14 protein-coding genes are annotated in these 14,852 nt (G+C 44.7%); 10 read left to right on the forward strand and 4 right to left on the reverse strand.

What is annotated here, in order from left to right; all coding sequences use genetic code 11:
* The first annotated feature begins 95 nt into the window (after positions 1-95).
* The 7 genes from ABDW33_RS08225 to ABDW33_RS08255 all read left to right on the forward strand — a co-directional run bounded on the left by ABDW33_RS08225 (position 96) and on the right by ABDW33_RS08255 (position 4,968).
* Entirely contained in the window at positions 96-614 is a 519-nt protein-coding gene (locus tag ABDW33_RS08225; RefSeq protein ID WP_343689576.1) for an OmpH family outer membrane protein, read from the forward strand.
* A gap of 103 nt (positions 615-717) precedes the next feature.
* A complete protein-coding gene (locus tag ABDW33_RS08230; protein WP_343689577.1) occupies positions 718-1,227 on the forward strand; it encodes an OmpH family outer membrane protein in 510 nt (169 codons plus the stop codon).
* A gap of 239 nt (positions 1,228-1,466) precedes the next feature.
* On the forward strand, positions 1,467-1,622 hold the full coding sequence (gene rpmH, locus ABDW33_RS08235; protein ID WP_012788729.1) for a 50S ribosomal protein L34: 156 nt from the start codon (positions 1,467-1,469) through the stop codon (positions 1,620-1,622).
* A 105-nt stretch (positions 1,623-1,727) separates the two neighbouring features.
* On the forward strand, positions 1,728-2,129 hold the full coding sequence (locus tag ABDW33_RS08240; protein WP_343689647.1) for a ribonuclease P protein component: 402 nt from the start codon (positions 1,728-1,730) through the stop codon (positions 2,127-2,129).
* Positions 2,126-2,353 carry a membrane protein insertion efficiency factor YidD gene (gene yidD, locus ABDW33_RS08245; protein WP_343689578.1) on the forward strand — a complete coding sequence of 76 codons (228 nt, stop codon included), beginning with the start codon at positions 2,126-2,128 and terminating at the stop codon, positions 2,351-2,353. Before ABDW33_RS08240 ends, yidD begins: the two co-directional genes overlap by 4 nt.
* Positions 2,354-2,448: 95 nt before the next feature.
* Positions 2,449-4,116 carry a S41 family peptidase gene (locus ABDW33_RS08250; RefSeq protein WP_343689579.1) on the forward strand — a complete coding sequence of 556 codons (1,668 nt, stop codon included), beginning with the start codon at positions 2,449-2,451 and terminating at the stop codon, positions 4,114-4,116.
* 78 nt (positions 4,117-4,194) lie between these two features.
* Positions 4,195-4,968, forward strand: a complete 774-nt coding sequence (locus ABDW33_RS08255; protein WP_343689580.1) for a DUF1080 domain-containing protein — start codon at positions 4,195-4,197, stop codon at positions 4,966-4,968.
* A 52-nt stretch (positions 4,969-5,020) separates the two neighbouring features.
* On the opposite strand, the gene ABDW33_RS08260 is transcribed toward ABDW33_RS08255, so the two are convergent.
* Positions 5,021-5,626: a superoxide dismutase gene (locus ABDW33_RS08260; RefSeq protein ID WP_343689581.1), complete on the reverse strand. Its 606-nt coding sequence runs from the start codon at positions 5,624-5,626 to the stop codon at positions 5,021-5,023.
* A 301-nt stretch (positions 5,627-5,927) separates the two neighbouring features.
* Between ABDW33_RS08260 and ABDW33_RS08265 the strand changes: the two genes are divergently transcribed.
* From ABDW33_RS08265 to ABDW33_RS08275, 3 genes are all read left to right on the forward strand, one after another.
* A complete protein-coding gene (locus ABDW33_RS08265) occupies positions 5,928-6,632 on the forward strand; it encodes a LuxR C-terminal-related transcriptional regulator (RefSeq protein ID WP_343689582.1) in 705 nt (234 codons plus the stop codon).
* Between the two features lie 182 nt (positions 6,633-6,814).
* Positions 6,815-7,024, forward strand: coding sequence for a hypothetical protein (locus ABDW33_RS08270; RefSeq protein WP_343689583.1), 210 nt, complete (start codon positions 6,815-6,817; stop codon positions 7,022-7,024).
* Positions 7,025-7,273: 249 nt separating this feature from the next.
* Entirely contained in the window at positions 7,274-8,194 is a 921-nt protein-coding gene (locus ABDW33_RS08275) for an SPFH domain-containing protein (protein ID WP_343689584.1), read from the forward strand.
* Positions 8,195-8,305: 111 nt separating this feature from the next.
* Here the strand turns inward: ABDW33_RS08275 and ABDW33_RS08280 are convergent, their stop codons facing one another.
* The 3 genes from ABDW33_RS08280 to ABDW33_RS08290 form a co-directional block, all read right to left on the reverse strand.
* Positions 8,306-8,743, reverse strand: a complete 438-nt coding sequence (locus tag ABDW33_RS08280) for a nucleoside deaminase (RefSeq protein ID WP_343689585.1) — start codon at positions 8,741-8,743, stop codon at positions 8,306-8,308.
* On the reverse strand, positions 8,740-10,857 hold the full coding sequence (gene ligA / locus ABDW33_RS08285; RefSeq protein ID WP_343689586.1) for an NAD-dependent DNA ligase LigA: 2,118 nt from the start codon (positions 10,855-10,857) through the stop codon (positions 8,740-8,742). The genes ABDW33_RS08280 and ligA overlap by 4 nt, the downstream gene beginning before the upstream one ends.
* A gap of 587 nt (positions 10,858-11,444) precedes the next feature.
* Positions 11,445-14,714, reverse strand: a complete 3,270-nt coding sequence (locus ABDW33_RS08290; RefSeq protein ID WP_343689587.1) for a methylmalonyl-CoA mutase family protein — start codon at positions 14,712-14,714, stop codon at positions 11,445-11,447.
* Between the last annotated feature and the right edge of the window lie 138 nt (positions 14,715-14,852).

Genomic DNA, 14,852 nt, shown 5'->3' on the forward strand with positions numbered 1-14,852 from the left:
TATTAGGGGGATACGTGACGTTGGAATAAATTTTAAATTATATATTGCAAATCCGAAATCCCCGGGGGTGCCTATAGTTTAAATCAATAAACATTATGAAGAAACTAAGCCTCATGATTGCCCTGGTGCTGGGAACTGCCCTGATGGCAAGTGCACAGCGCTATTGCGTGATCGATACCAAGTATATTCTGGACAATATCCCTGAATATAAAGAAGCTCAGAGTAAACTTGATGCAGTTGCTGAGCAATGGCAGAAAGAAATAGATGCAAAATTCCTCGAAGTAGACAAGATGTATAAGTCTTATCAGGCCGAGCAGGTAATGCTTACAGACGAACTGAAGCACAAACGTGAAGAAGAGATCGTAGCAAGAGAAAAAGAGGCAAAGGATTTGCAGAAGAAACGTTTTGGTTACGAAGGGGACCTATTCAAAAAGAGAGAGGAACTGGTAAAACCTATACAGGACAGAGTCTATAATGCCGTACAAAAAATCGCGGCCACGCGGATGTACGACTTTGTACTGGATAAGGCCGGAGGAGTTACAGTAATTTTCTCTGATCCCAAACTGGATAAAAGTGATGATATTCTGAACACACTTGGTGTAAAGAAACAATAACAAAACATCCAACAGACGGGGGATTTAGGAATTATTAACCTTTTGTACCGATTTTAAACCTTAGTTTTAGTATTCAAAATCTTTTTTAAACACAGACAACATCATGAAGAAGTATGTAATTATTGCTTTCGTGGCAGTATCCGGATTGTTCAGCGTGAAGACAATGGCACAGTCCAAAGTGGCTCACATTAACGCACAGGCCCTGATTGAGGCAATGCCGGAAGCCCAGACGGCAATGAAAACCCTGCAGTCTTATGCAGAGGAACTGGATAAGGATGGTAAAGGACTGATTGATGAGTATCAGAAGAAACTGAAAGAATTTAACGACGGTGCAGAGAAGATGACTGACAACATGCGTGAGATCAAGGGTAAAGAGCTGCAGGCAGCTCAGAAAAACATCCAGGACTACCAGGATGCTGCTCAGAACAAGATCGAAGCTAAACGTCAGGAACTGCTGAAACCAATCTATGATAAAGCTCGCAAGGCTATCGAAGATACAGCGAAAGAAAAAGGTTACGCTTATGTAATCGACAATTCTCAGAGCATTCTGCTGGTAGCACCAACCGGTGACGACCTGGCTGCTCCTGTAAAAGCGAAGCTGGGTATCAAATAATCCAGGCACAGGAAACTAATCATAATCACCCCGGGACCCGCTCCCGGGGTATTTTTTTAGATAATGATACCCGTCGGTTTCAATGCCGGCCACCAGTCATTCGTAAATGAGGCACTACTTTTTTTAAAATTTCCTTTATTATCTCATAAAATTCTTTACCTTTGCCTTCCGTTTTAAAAACAGGATTCCGCAAAACGGGAGAGTGTTTAGTATAGTACAGGTAAAAACAAAATATTAAAATGAAACGTACTTTTCAACCGCATAACAGACGCAGAAAGAGCGTTCATGGTTTTAGAAAGAGAATGGAAACTGCTAACGGCCGTAAAGTATTAGCTTCCCGCAGAGCTAAAGGACGTAAGAAATTAACTGTTTCTGACGAGCGTAAGCTGAAATAAGGTCAGCTTTAACTGCATGAGCCTTAGTGCTTAACTTGCAGCTTTTAAGGCTGGTTCCTGATCGAACAGAATGTTATTGCTTTTGATAGATAAATCGGACTTGCCATAAAAACTTATTCTTTTACAAAAGAAGAAAGGTTAAAAAGCAGAAAAATCATTGAAACGCTTTTTCGGGAAGGAAAAGCGTTTTCTGTTTTTCCCTACCGCATAGTATATATGCCGGTAGATACACCTGTTACCCCATATCCCGTTCAGGCCGGTTTCAGCGTTTCCACCAGGCGTTTTCCCCATGCTGTGGATCGTAACCGGGTCAAACGCCTGACCAGGGAGTGTTACCGCCTGCAAAAAGGTGAACTGTACGAACAATTACGGGCACAGCAACCCAACAGCCAGCTGGCCGTGTTCTTCATCTATACAGATAAGAAAATAGCTCCCTTCACTACCCTCCAACACAAAATTTCCCTAATTTTAAAGAAACTGGCGAAAGAAGCGCTGGCTGCATCATGAAGATCTTCAGCTTGTTGAGTTACCCGTTTATATGGGTTATCCGGATTTACCAATGGGGTATTTCACCGCTGTTGGGCAATAAATGCAGGTATACACCCACCTGTTCACAATATGGCGTAGAAGCATTGAAAAAGCACGGGCTTATCAAAGGTGGTTACCTGACTGTGAAAAGGGTCCTGTCATGCCATCCATGGGGCGGCCATGGACATGATCCGGTGCCATAGTCCATTTGCCCGTCTTCGTATTTTAACTTTTCAAATACGTAAAGAACTTGTAGCTTACGACTGCTTTATAAATTAGCTCACATTAACTTTTACCTATGCGTGCATTTTTTCAAAGAAAGAGGAGGATTGTTGTGATATTGGTGTTGCTTATCATAGGTGCTACCGGTATCAAAGCTTACAGTGACAAAGACAAATACTTTGAGATCGCTAAAAATCTGGACATCTTCGCAGCTTTCTACCGGGAGCTGAACACCTACTATGTAGACGACCTGCCCCCTGAAAAACTGATGCATAAAGGCATAGATGCCATCCTGGAAGAAACAGATCCATATACAGACTTCATCCCCGAAGAGAACCTGGATGAACTCAAATTCATGGCTACCGGTAAGTATGGTGGCGTAGGCATCTCTGTTATTACAGATAGTGTGCGCACCGTTGTTACTGACATTTACGAAGGTAGTCCAATGGACAAGGCCGGCGTAAAAACAGGCGACCTGATCCAGTCCCTGGATGGTAAACCCACCAAAGACATGGACCAGGACGACATCAGCCATATGCTGAAAGGTGTACCGGGAACTACCCTGCAAATTGTGATTAAAAACCCGTCTACAGGCGTAGAAACGACTAAAACCATTACCCGGGAAGAGATTAATGTAAAGCCTGTGAGCTATGCTGGTTTGGTAGGTAATGATATCGGATATATCCGCATGACACAGTTTACCGAGAATAGCGGCGATGCTGTATCTGATGCCTTTACCCAGTTGAAAAAGGAGCATCCGAACATGAAAGGGGTGATCCTGGACCTCCGTGGTAACCCTGGTGGTTTACTGGATGAAGCAGTGCTGGTAGCAAATATCTTCGTAGACAAAAATAAAGTGATCGTAAGTACCAAAGGGAAGGTAAAGAACTGGGACCGCGATTATAAAACTGAAGGCAATGCCCAGGATGCAAAAATTCCACTGGCAGTATTGACGAACCGGTCTTCTGCTTCGGCTTCCGAAATCGTGGCCGGAGCGATCCAGGACCTGGATCGCGGCGTGATTATCGGGCAGCGCTCTTTTGGTAAAGGATTGGTACAAACCACCCGTCCGCTGCCTTATAATGCGAAACTAAAAGTAACAACAGCTAAATACTATACACCAAGTGGCCGTTGTATCCAGGCGATCGACTACTCCCGCCGCAATGACGATGGCGAGGTGGAATCCGTACCGGATAGCCTGCGTAAATCATTCAATACTGCCGATGGCCGTAAAGTGCGTGATGGCGGAGGGATAGAACCTGATGATGCAGTGGATCCGACCATTTTAAGCCAGGTAACGGTGACCCTGCTGCGCAGACAGTATATCTTTGATTACGCTACACAATACTATTATTCCCATCCGCGGATTGCCGCAGCCGGCAATTTCTCGCTAAGCGAAGATGATTTTGCTGATTTTATGCGTTACCTGGATGGCAGGAATTATAGTTATAAAACACGTACAGAAGAAGCCCTGGACAACTTCCAGGCGACGGCCCGCAAAGAGAAATACTATGATGCCGTGGCGAAGGAATATGAAGCCCTGCAGGCTAAGATGAAGCATGATAAGAAACAGGATCTGCTGAAGAATAAAGCCGAAATCAAGCACCTGCTCGAAGAGGAGATCACTAACCGCTATTATATGCAGAAGGGAAGGATTGCACAGTCACTGATAACAGATAATGACGTGTCAGAAGCGGTGAAAGTACTGCACGATTCACAACGGTATCAGCAATTACTACATTGAAAATATTGAATCGCTTTTGCCGCAGGTAAAAGCGATTTTTTTTGCATCGTCTATTCAGCGCAACATAAATTTCACAGTATGAAAAAACGTTTCCTACCCCTTATTGTTGTCATCCTCGCTGCTTGTAATAACGCCAGCAGCGGCCATGAACACGACTCTGTCGCCGTGATCAGAAAAGATACCACTATGGAGCAGTTTGATACAACGGCAATGAATATATTGAGTGAGACAGAACGTGTGGAAGGGTGGCAGTTACTCTTTAATGGAAAAGATCTGAACGGATGGCATTTGTATCAGCATAAGACAGGTGGGGCATGGTCTGTAGATAGTGGTATGCTACATTGCAAAGGGGATAAGGATTTCAAAGCGAATCGTGCGGATCTGACGACAGACAGCACCTATGCAAATTTTGAACTGTTCCTGGAGTGGAAGATCGCACCGCAGGGGAATAGCGGGATTATTTATCTGGCATCAGAAGAATATCCTGCTGCTTACCAGAGTGGTCCGGAATACCAGCTGATAGATGACAGGAATTTTCCGGAGAAGCTGGAAGACTGGCAACTGACAGGCTGTAACTATGCGATGAGTGCGCCGCTGGTAAATGCAACCCGGCCGGCAGGTGTGTGGAATCATGCCCGGATTGTGGTATACCATGGGCATGTTGAGCATTGGCTGAATGGTCAGAAAACAGCAGATTACATAATTGGATCACCGGAGTGGAAAGCGCAAAAAGAGAAAGGGAAGTGGAAAGATGCTGCAGGGTATGGTGCTACAAAGAATGGATTTATAGATTTACAGGATCACGGGAGTGAAATCTGGTTTAAGAATATTAAAATTAAAAGGTTGTCATAAGAAAAGGCCATTGCGAAGCAATGGCCTTTTCTTATTGCATTATTAAAATTAATTAAAGAGCAGCTTCGTAACGTTTGCTCACTTCATTCCAGTTTACAACATTCCAGAATGCTTTCAGATAGTCAGGACGACGGTTCTGATATTTCAGGTAGTAAGCATGTTCCCATACATCCACACCTAAGATTGGCGTACCTTTTACTTCAGCTACGTCCATCAGGGGGTTATCCTGGTTAGGGGTAGAAGAAATTTCCAGTTTACCGCCCTTTACCAGCAGCCAGGCCCAACCTGAACCGAAGCGGGTAGCACCGGCAGCATTGAATTTTTCTTTGAACTCTTCGAAAGAACCGAAGGTGCTCTTGATCGCATCAGCCAGTTTGCCGGTAGGTTCACCACCTGCATTAGGGCCGAGGATAGTCCAGAAGAAGCTGTGGTTCCAGTGGCCGCCGCCATTGTTTCTGATCGCAGGGCTCAGTGTGCCGGCGATAGCAACCAGTTCTTCCAGTGATTTATTTTCGTTTTCAGTACCGGCAATTGCTTTGTTCAGGTTATCAACGTATGCCTGATGGTGCTTACCGTGGTGAATTTCCATTGTCTGCTTGTCGATATGTGGTTCCAGTGCGTCTGTAGCATACGGTAAGCTCGGAAGTGTAAATGCCATAACTTATGTTTTTTTATTGCGTTAATAAATAAGAGTGTATCAATAGGTACCAAATTTACTGCCTAATCAGGGAAATATCAAAAGGCGCATATGAATTGGGCACCTTCCTGGATGCGGTCGCCATGTGACCTGGTTATGATTGTCAACAAAACATGGGTATTTCCGCCCAATTCACGTACCAAAGCAGTTGGATATATGCTTTTTTATTTTATATTTACATTAAGTGTTGTAACAACTTTAGTACGGCATTCCGCTTACGTACACACGTAGAGGTTACTGTTGTTTGTTTAAAACTGAAAGCATGTTGTCAGACTCAGACATGGGCCAAAACTACTCCCTCACCGCCTTACAGAAGGAAAATGAACTGTTGAAGACACGGATCAAGTGGCTCGAGACCCTATTGGACCATGTTCCCGCTATGTTATATACTCATCAGAATGATATCAAGACGGTCAACTGGTGTAACCGTTATATGGAGGAGGTGACGGGGTATACGCAGGCTGAGATGAGCAGTATGGGGCTTGATTTTTTCAAAGCTGTTATGCATCCGGAAGACTTCGACCTGGCTGTGATCGCTCAGCAATCGTTTCAGGAAAATAAAAGTGTATTTGGCGGGGTGTTACGCTTTCGGAAGCGGGACACCGAACACTGGTGCTGGCTGGTGGGGTTGGCAATGCCGTTTACGCGGGATGAGGCGGGGAATGTAAGAGATGTAATCTGTGCCTTCCTGGACCTGACCATGGCAATGGATACAAATGATCAGTTGGCCGAAGCGATGCGGGAGGTCTTGCGCAGGCATAATGACGACCTGCTGGCAAAATTGACCATAAGAGAAAAAGAGATCCTCAAACTGGCTGTCAACGGCCTGAATAATAAAGAGATAGCTGAATCCCTCAACCTAAGCCGACATACGATTGAAACCCACCGGAAGAATATTCGAATAAAACTTAAAGTAAGGAATACTACTGAATTAGTAGCCCTGGCAAGAAAAGTTGGTTATCAATAATTTAGGTAAATTTTCTATCATTTGCCTGCGCCTGCACTGCAGAAAAATACCCAAGCTTGGGTATTTGCACAACACTCAAACTCAATTAATTTAGTAGTCTATTAACCAAAAGGAGAGATTGAAACGTTAGGAAAGACATTTTTTAAAAAAGGAAAAAGCTAGTTAGTAATACCCCTATTGCTATGATTACCGAGGAAAGCGCATTACAAGTTTTGCAGCTGGATGTTTCTGCAACAGCAGAGGAGATAGTTGCCCGCTACGAGTCATTGAAAGATCAATATAAAAAGATCAAAAATGAAACTGAGGATCTAAAAACACTGTTGGCTTATCAGCTTAAACAGATAGAATTAGACGATGTCTATATTTATTTCAGAAAAAAACAAAGGATTTAACCTGAAGCTATTACCCTTTCATTCGTTGTATTTTAGCTCGGCTTTCATCCATTGTTTGTCGCTGTATTTGACTTGATATACTATCGAGGTAATTTACCGTTTCCGCTTCTAATCTTTTACCCCGTCATATTTCCCAGATTAATAGCGTCGCGCACACTGGTGCCCTGGCATCAGTATGCGCGTATTTATGTGCCGGTAATAACCATATTGCCGACTTTTATTATATATTTACCTCTAAATCTCCTATATATGGGTACAATTGCTATTATTGTTCTGGTTTTAGCTGTACTGGTGGTATTCTCAAGTTTCGTTACCATACAGCAAGGTACTATTGGTGTAACCACAATCTTTGGAAAGTATAACCGTGTTTTGTTCCCCGGTCTTAACTTCAAAGTTCCACTCGTTGAAAAAGTATTCAAACGTATTTCGATTCAGAACCGCTCGGTAGAGCTTGAGTTCCAGGCCATCACTGTTGACCAGGCCAATGTTTACTTCAAGGCTATGTTGCTGTATTCTGTATGGAATCAGGAAGAAAACACCATCAAGAATGTGGCTTTTAAGTTCCTGGATGAGCGCAGTTTTATGCAGGCGCTGGTGCGCACTATTGAAGGTTCGATCCGTGGATTTGTAGCTACAAAAAGACAATCTGAAGTATTAGGCTTACGTCGTGACATCACAGAGCACGTAAAAGAACAGATTGATTTAACCCTGGAAGACTGGGGTTATCACCTGCAGGATCTGCAGATGAACGACATCACTTTTGATGATGCGATCATGAAATCTATGGCGCAGGTGGTGGCTTCTAATAACCTGAAAGCAGCTGCGGAAAATGAGGGCCAGGCATTGCTGATCACCAAAACCAAAGCAGCGGAAGCAGAAGGTAATGCGATTAAGATTGCAGCGGAGGCTGAACGCCAGGCAGCCCAGTTGCGTGGTATGGGTGTGGCCCTGTTCCGTGAAGAGGTGGCGAAAGGTATGAGCATGGCGGCAAAAGAAATGCAGCAGGCTAACCTGGATACTTCTGTGATATTGTTCTCCATGTGGACGGAGGCGATTAAGCACTTCTCTGAAAATTCGAAGGGAAATGTGATCTTCCTGGATGGGTCCAGTGAAGGAATGGAGCAGACAATGAAACAGCTGATGGCATTGAATAAATTGCAGGCGAAGTAAAAGCGCCAATATGTAAATAATCAATAAAAAAGCCGGCTTGCATTGCAAGCCGGCTTTTTTATTGGGTGTCATTGCAGCTCCCAGGGATTTTGCAATAGCACCGTTTGTATACTATCTTCTTTGCGCGAAGAAGGTTTTTACAAGCTGCAGGCTTTCTGCTTCCCCCGGCCCCTGTTCTACCTTTGTTTTTGGATGAAAAGGATTTGTCTCACCGGTTGATCTCCTGTAACTATTCTTCTCATCTTTCGCCGCATAGACGATCCTGCCAATCTTACTCCAGTAGAGCGCACCTGCACACATCAGGCAGGGTTCGAGTGTGACATACAGGGTCGCTTCCATCAGGTATTTGCTACCTAAAAAATTGAATGCCGCTGTCAGTGCCAGCATCTCTGCATGTGCTGTACAATCGTTCAGCTTTTCTACCTGATTGCTTCCGCGCCCAATAATTTTGTCATTGAGTACCACGATAGCTCCGACTGGCACTTCTCCCTCATCAAAAGCCTTGCGTGCTTCGCGCATGGCCTGCTGCATATAAAACTCATCGGTCATGCCTGTTGCTGGTTAATCAGGTTCAAAAATTCATCTTCACTCAGAATGCGTATGGTATTGATCTTTTTTGCTTTTTCCAGCTTACTGCCTGCTTCTTCACCTACTACAAGGTAATTCAGCTTGCTGGATACCCCACTCATGATCTTACCTCCCTGCTGTTCTACCATTTCTTCTGCTTCACTTCGTTTCAGTTTATTAAGTGTACCGGTAAAGAGGAATGTCTGACCATTGAAAGTACCATCCACCGGATGATCAGAACGGGAGCTTTTCAGGTTCAGCCCTAATTCTTCCAGGTGTTTCAGCATATCCAGGTTTTCGGGTGTAGCAAAGAACTGTTTGATGCTACCTGCTACTTTCGGCCCGATATCTTCCAGTGCCAGCAGCTGTTCTTCGGTCCAGTCTTTGAAATCCGGCAGGTAACTGACAGCATTGGCCAGCGTCTTTGCGGTGGTTTCCCCTACATAGCGGATACCCAGCCCAAAGATCAGGCGGTGTAATGGCTGGGACTTAGAGGCTTCAATCGCCGTTTGCAGGTTGGTGAGAGATTTCTTTCCAAATCCTTCCAATTGTTCCAGTTTACTGAAATCTATGGTATAGATACCGGGAATGTCTTTCATCAGTTGAAGACCATAGAACTTACGCACATTGCTTTCGCCCAGGCTCTTGATGTCCATGGCATCCTTGCTTACGAAGTGGATCATTCTTTCAACTACCTGTGCTTCGCAGTTGATATTAATACAGCGCCATACGCTTTCACCTTCCGGTTTGAAAAGTGGCTCTTTACATACAGGGCATTCTTTTGGGAAAACGATGTCCCTTTCAGTACCATCCCGCAGGTCGGCGACTGATTTTACAATATAAGGGATCACGTCACCCGCTCTTTCGACCAGTACGGTATCGCCAAGTTTCAAATCCTTTTCACGGATTACATCTTCATTGAATAAGGAAATGGAACCAACTGTAACCCCTCCGATCGGTACGGGATCAATCTTGGCTACAGGGGTAATAGAGCCGGTACGACCTACCTGGAACTCCACATCTCTGAGCTTGCTGGTTGCCTGGCGGGCCTTGAACTTATAAGCCATAGCCCAGCGCGGGTGGTGGGTGGTCATACCCAGTTTATCCTGCAGTTCGTAATCATTTACTTTTATTACCATTCCATCTATTTCATATGGAAGGTTATCCCTTTCATTTTCGAAAGTCAGCACATAATCGATTACTGCCTGAATGCCTTTTACGACTTTCTTTTCCTTTGCGGGAGAGCGGAATCCCAGCTGGGTAAGCATATCCAGGGTATTGCTGTGAGATTGAATCTCTTTGGGTTCATTCTGCCCGTCTTCCATAGAATGAAAGCTCATATGGTAGAGGAAGGCTTCCAGCCCACGTTTTGCGACTTCTTTCGGGTCTACCATGCGCAGGGACCCGGAGGCGGCGTTGCGTGGATTGGCCAGTGGGGGCTGGTTTTCGGCAGCACGCTGGTCATTAAAGGCCTTGAAAGTGCTTTTATTGATCAGTACTTCCCCGCGGATCTCTATGGTATGGATGCCGAACTTTGAGAAGTTGGCAGTCAACGGAATAGAGCGGATCTGGCGGATATTGGTGGTGATATCATCGCCGGCCACACCGTCGCCCCGGGTAGCGCCCCGGGTAAGGCGATCGTTTTCATATATTAATGAGATGCTGGCGCCATCGAATTTAGGCTCAATACAATACTCAATATCGGAGAGTCCGCTGATTTCACGGGCTTTACGGTCCCAGTCCAGCAGGTCATCGGCATTGTAAGAGTTCTCTAGGCTCAGCATGGGTACCAGGTGTTGTACAGTAGGGAATGCCTTATTCAGCCCCAGGGCCACGCGTTGGGTAGGGGAGTCCGGGCTTACGAGATCCGGATGGGCAGTTTCCAGTTGCTTCAACCAGGCAAAGAGCTGGTCATATTCGTAATCGCTCAGCACAGGATCACTCTGTACATAATAGCGCCAGTCATTGTAGAGTATGACACGACGCAGGTTTTCCAGCGTTTCGTCAATGGATGAGGGGCTTTCTTTTTTTTGCAATTGAGCTAACAGTTGCTTCGCTAATTGCGTTAAAGTGATTTCTATTTCTTTCGTATACATATATTTTTACTATCGGCGTGTAAATTTAAAATACTTTCCCAATTATTTCTAAAATAGGCTTTTCCCTTTACAGTATTGGGTTTGGGTGCATTTTGATGCTGTGCACACCTATTTATTTTAAGAAAAAGATGATCAAAAAGTTTTTTATTAACAAAATATTAATTAAGATTGTGTAACGAAACGAAAGCAACTGAAAGACGGATACAAAAATTGCAGATTGATAAGGAACAAGTGAAAGGTTGAATGTTATTTGCCTATGCGCTCCTTAAAGAAATCTATCAACGAAGTGAAAAACGACCAAAATTAGTTTAAAGCCATTTATAAATTTCACGTAAGCCTTTATAAATTCCAAAAGTTTGTCTTTGTAAATTCCACAAGGCCTTTATAAATTCCAGCCTTTATGAATTCCACGAAAGCTATTTAAGCTATTAATGTAGATTCCACGTACAATATTGAATAATTCCACGTCAATGAAATCTGGCAGTGTGTATTGCTGATTTTGTGAGATACTTCCCCTGCATAAAAGGTTTTATGCAGGGGAAACTTTTTTAAGGGAAGACCGAAGGTCGATGCAGGGGTAATTCCAGCTACATATTTCTTCTATACTGTCCACCTACTTCATATAATGCATGCGTGATCTGCCCCAATGAACAGCATTTCACCGTCTCCATCAATTCAGAAAATATATTTCCGTTGCTGATCACCACCTCCTGTAATTTTTTCAATGCGTTCGCACTTTCATTTGCATGCCGGGCATGAAATGCTTCCAGCGCATGGATCTGGAAATCCTTTTCTTCCTGTGTACTTCTTATGACCTCTGAAGGAATAATCGTAGGTGATCCTTTTGCGTTCAAAAAGGTATTTACCCCAATGATCGGATATGCCCCGCTGTGTTTGAGTGATTCGTAATGTAAACTCTCTTCCTGTATCTTATTGCGCTGGTACATGCGTTCCATTGCGCCAAGTACACCACCTCTCTCTGTGATCCTGTTAAATTCAGCCATGACAGCCTCTTCCACGAGGTCTGTCAGTTCTTCGATGAAGAAAGATCCCTGTATAGGGTTTTCATTTTTAGCAGTACCCAATTCCCTGTTGATAATAAGTTGTATGGCCATCGCCCTCCGCACACTTTCTTCGGTTGGGGTGGTGATTGCTTCATCATATGCATTTGTATGCAGTGAATTACAATTATCGTAGATCGCATACAGTGCCTGTAGGGTAGTGCGAATGTCATTGAAATCGATCTCCTGTGCATGGAGACTTCTACCTGATGTCTGTATATGGTATTTGAGTTTTTGTGAACGGTCGTTTCCTTTGTATTTATATTTAATGGCCTTTGCCCAGATGCGGCGGGCAACGCGTCCTATTACTGCATACTCCGGATCCATTCCATTGCTGAAAAAGAATGACAGGTTCGGTGCAAAATCATTGATCTTCATGCCCCGGCTCAGGTAGTATTCTACATACGTGAAACCGTTCGCCAGCGTAAATGCCAGCTGTGTAATCGGGTTTGCACCTGCTTCTGCAATGTGATATCCGGATATACTCACCGCATAGAAATTGCGCACTTTCTCCTCAATGAAATATTGTTGTACATCTCCCATCAATTTCAATGCAAACTCAGTGGAAAAGATACAGGTATTCTGTGCCTGGTCTTCTTTCAGGATATCTGCCTGCACTGTGCCTCTCACGGCGCCCAGTGCCTTGGCTTTTATTTTTGCATATATTTCTGCAGGCAGTACCTTATCGCCGGAAATGCCCAGTAATTTTAATCCCAATCCATTATTCCCCTCCGGTAGTGCACCTGCGTACTTTGGTCCATTCTCCACCTCTGTAGAGAGACCATGTTTCTCCATATACTTTTCGCACTCCTGGTCAATTGCAGCATTCATAAAAAATGCCAGCAGGATAGGCGCAGGACCATTGATGGTCATAGATACTGAGGTCATAGGATCGCAAAGATCAAAGCCACTATACAGTTTTTTTGCATCATCTACTGTTGCAATGCTGACACCGGAATTACCTACTTTCCCATAAATGTCCGGTCTGAAGCCAGGATCTTCACCGTACAGGGTGACGCTGTCAAATGCGGTACTGAGGCGCCTTGCCGGCTGACCTGCGGATACATAATGAAATCGCTTATTGGTACGTTCAGGGCCGCCTTCACCTGCGAACATACGGGTCGGGTCTTCTCCTTCTCTTTTCATGGGAAATACACCAGCTGCGTATGGGAAAGAGCCGGGGATATTTTCTGTCAATAACCAGCGTAGCTGATCACCCCAGTCCTTGTAAGCAGGCAGACTGATTCTGGGAATACGGAGGCCTGCCAGGCTTTCGGTGAATAGTGGCAGATTGATGGTTTTATCTCTTACTGTAAATGAGTATTGATCTTCCCTGTATTGTTGTTGTATAGCAGGCCATGCCTGCAAAAGCTGGCTACAGTCAGCATGCAGTTCTTTTTGGAGCTGATCAGCGATCAGTTGTAATTGTTGTTGTACGTGTGGTTGTTTAACCAGTGCAATACTTCCATTCAGCTGATAGAGTTTAGTGGCGATCGTACATTGTTCCTTTACCCAATTATTATATTCTTCCAGCGAAGCCACAATTTCTGAAAGATATCGTGCCCGTGAAGGAGGGATGATCTGTGTGCGTGTAGCAGGATGATGATCCTCATCTTTTGCAGCAGGTAACCCGAGTGCCTTCAGCAATTTTTGAAATAACAGGTTGATGCCTGTGTCGTTGAACTGCGATGCGATGGTGCCTACAATGGGGAGTTCGTTATCTGCAGCATTCCACAGGTGGTGAGCTCTTTTGTACTGTCGCCTTACATCCTGCAAGGCATCCAGCGCTCCGGCTTTATCGAATTTATTGATCGCGATCACATCTGCATAATCCAGCATATTAATCTTTTCCAGCTGGCTCGCTGCGCCGTATTCGGGTGTCATCACATACATAGATACGTCGCAGTGATTGATGATGGCAGTATCGCTCTGCCCGATCCCGGAGGTTTCCAGAATAATGAGGTCAAAACGTGCCAGGCGGCAGATGTCGATCGCTTCCTGTATATGTGCGCTAATAGCTCTGTCACTATCGCGGGTAGCAAGTGACCGCATGTATGCCCGGGGGTGGTGAATGGCATTCATCCGGATGCGATCACCCAGTAAGGCACCGCCTGTTTTCTTTTTAGAGGGATCGACAGAAATAACGGCGATGGTTTTGTCTGTAAAGGTGTGGAGAAAACGGCGCACGAGTTCATCGGTCACACTGCTTTTTCCTGCACCGCCAGTACCTGTGATGCCCAGCACCATGCTGCCTTCGGTAACTGCTGGTAGTGACAGCAGATCACTTTCGGCCGCAGTAATAGCTGCTGCAATGAGGTGATCATTTTTGGCGGGTAGTTGCGCCAGTTCACCATTCAGTTGTCGTGCCGTAGAGAAATTACATTGTCTGATCACATCGGCGATCATGCCTTCCAGGCCCATTTGCCGGCCATCATCAGGGGAGTAGAGGCGGGTGATACCATAGTTATGTAATGTTGTTATTTCGGCAGGTAAGATGGTGCCACCACCCCCGCCAAATATTTTGATATGCCCGCATCCTTTTTCCTGCAGCAGGTCATAGATGTATTTGAAGAATTCAACGTGGCCTCCCTGGTAGGAGGTAATAGCGATGCCCTGGGCATCTTCCTGGATGGCACAGTCCACAATTTCCGCTGCGGATCGGTTGTGGCCCAGGTGAATCACTTCGGCACCCTGGGATTGCATGATTCTGCGCATGATATTGATCGCTGCATCATGGCCGTCAAAGAGTGCTGCTGCTGTAACGATGCGAATTTTGTGGGCGGTAGTATCAGTCATTTGCTTTGGTGTTTATCACTTACGTGGTATCGTGGAAATCAACTATGTAATTTACAAATTACAGATTACTTAATATTCCCGTATTTTTTTATTTTACACCCATTATTCACGTTTATTGACTTGCATTTCCACAAAAAG

This window comes from Chitinophaga sp., from assembly GCF_039596155.1.
Lineage (GTDB): Bacteria > Bacteroidota > Bacteroidia > Chitinophagales > Chitinophagaceae > Chitinophaga.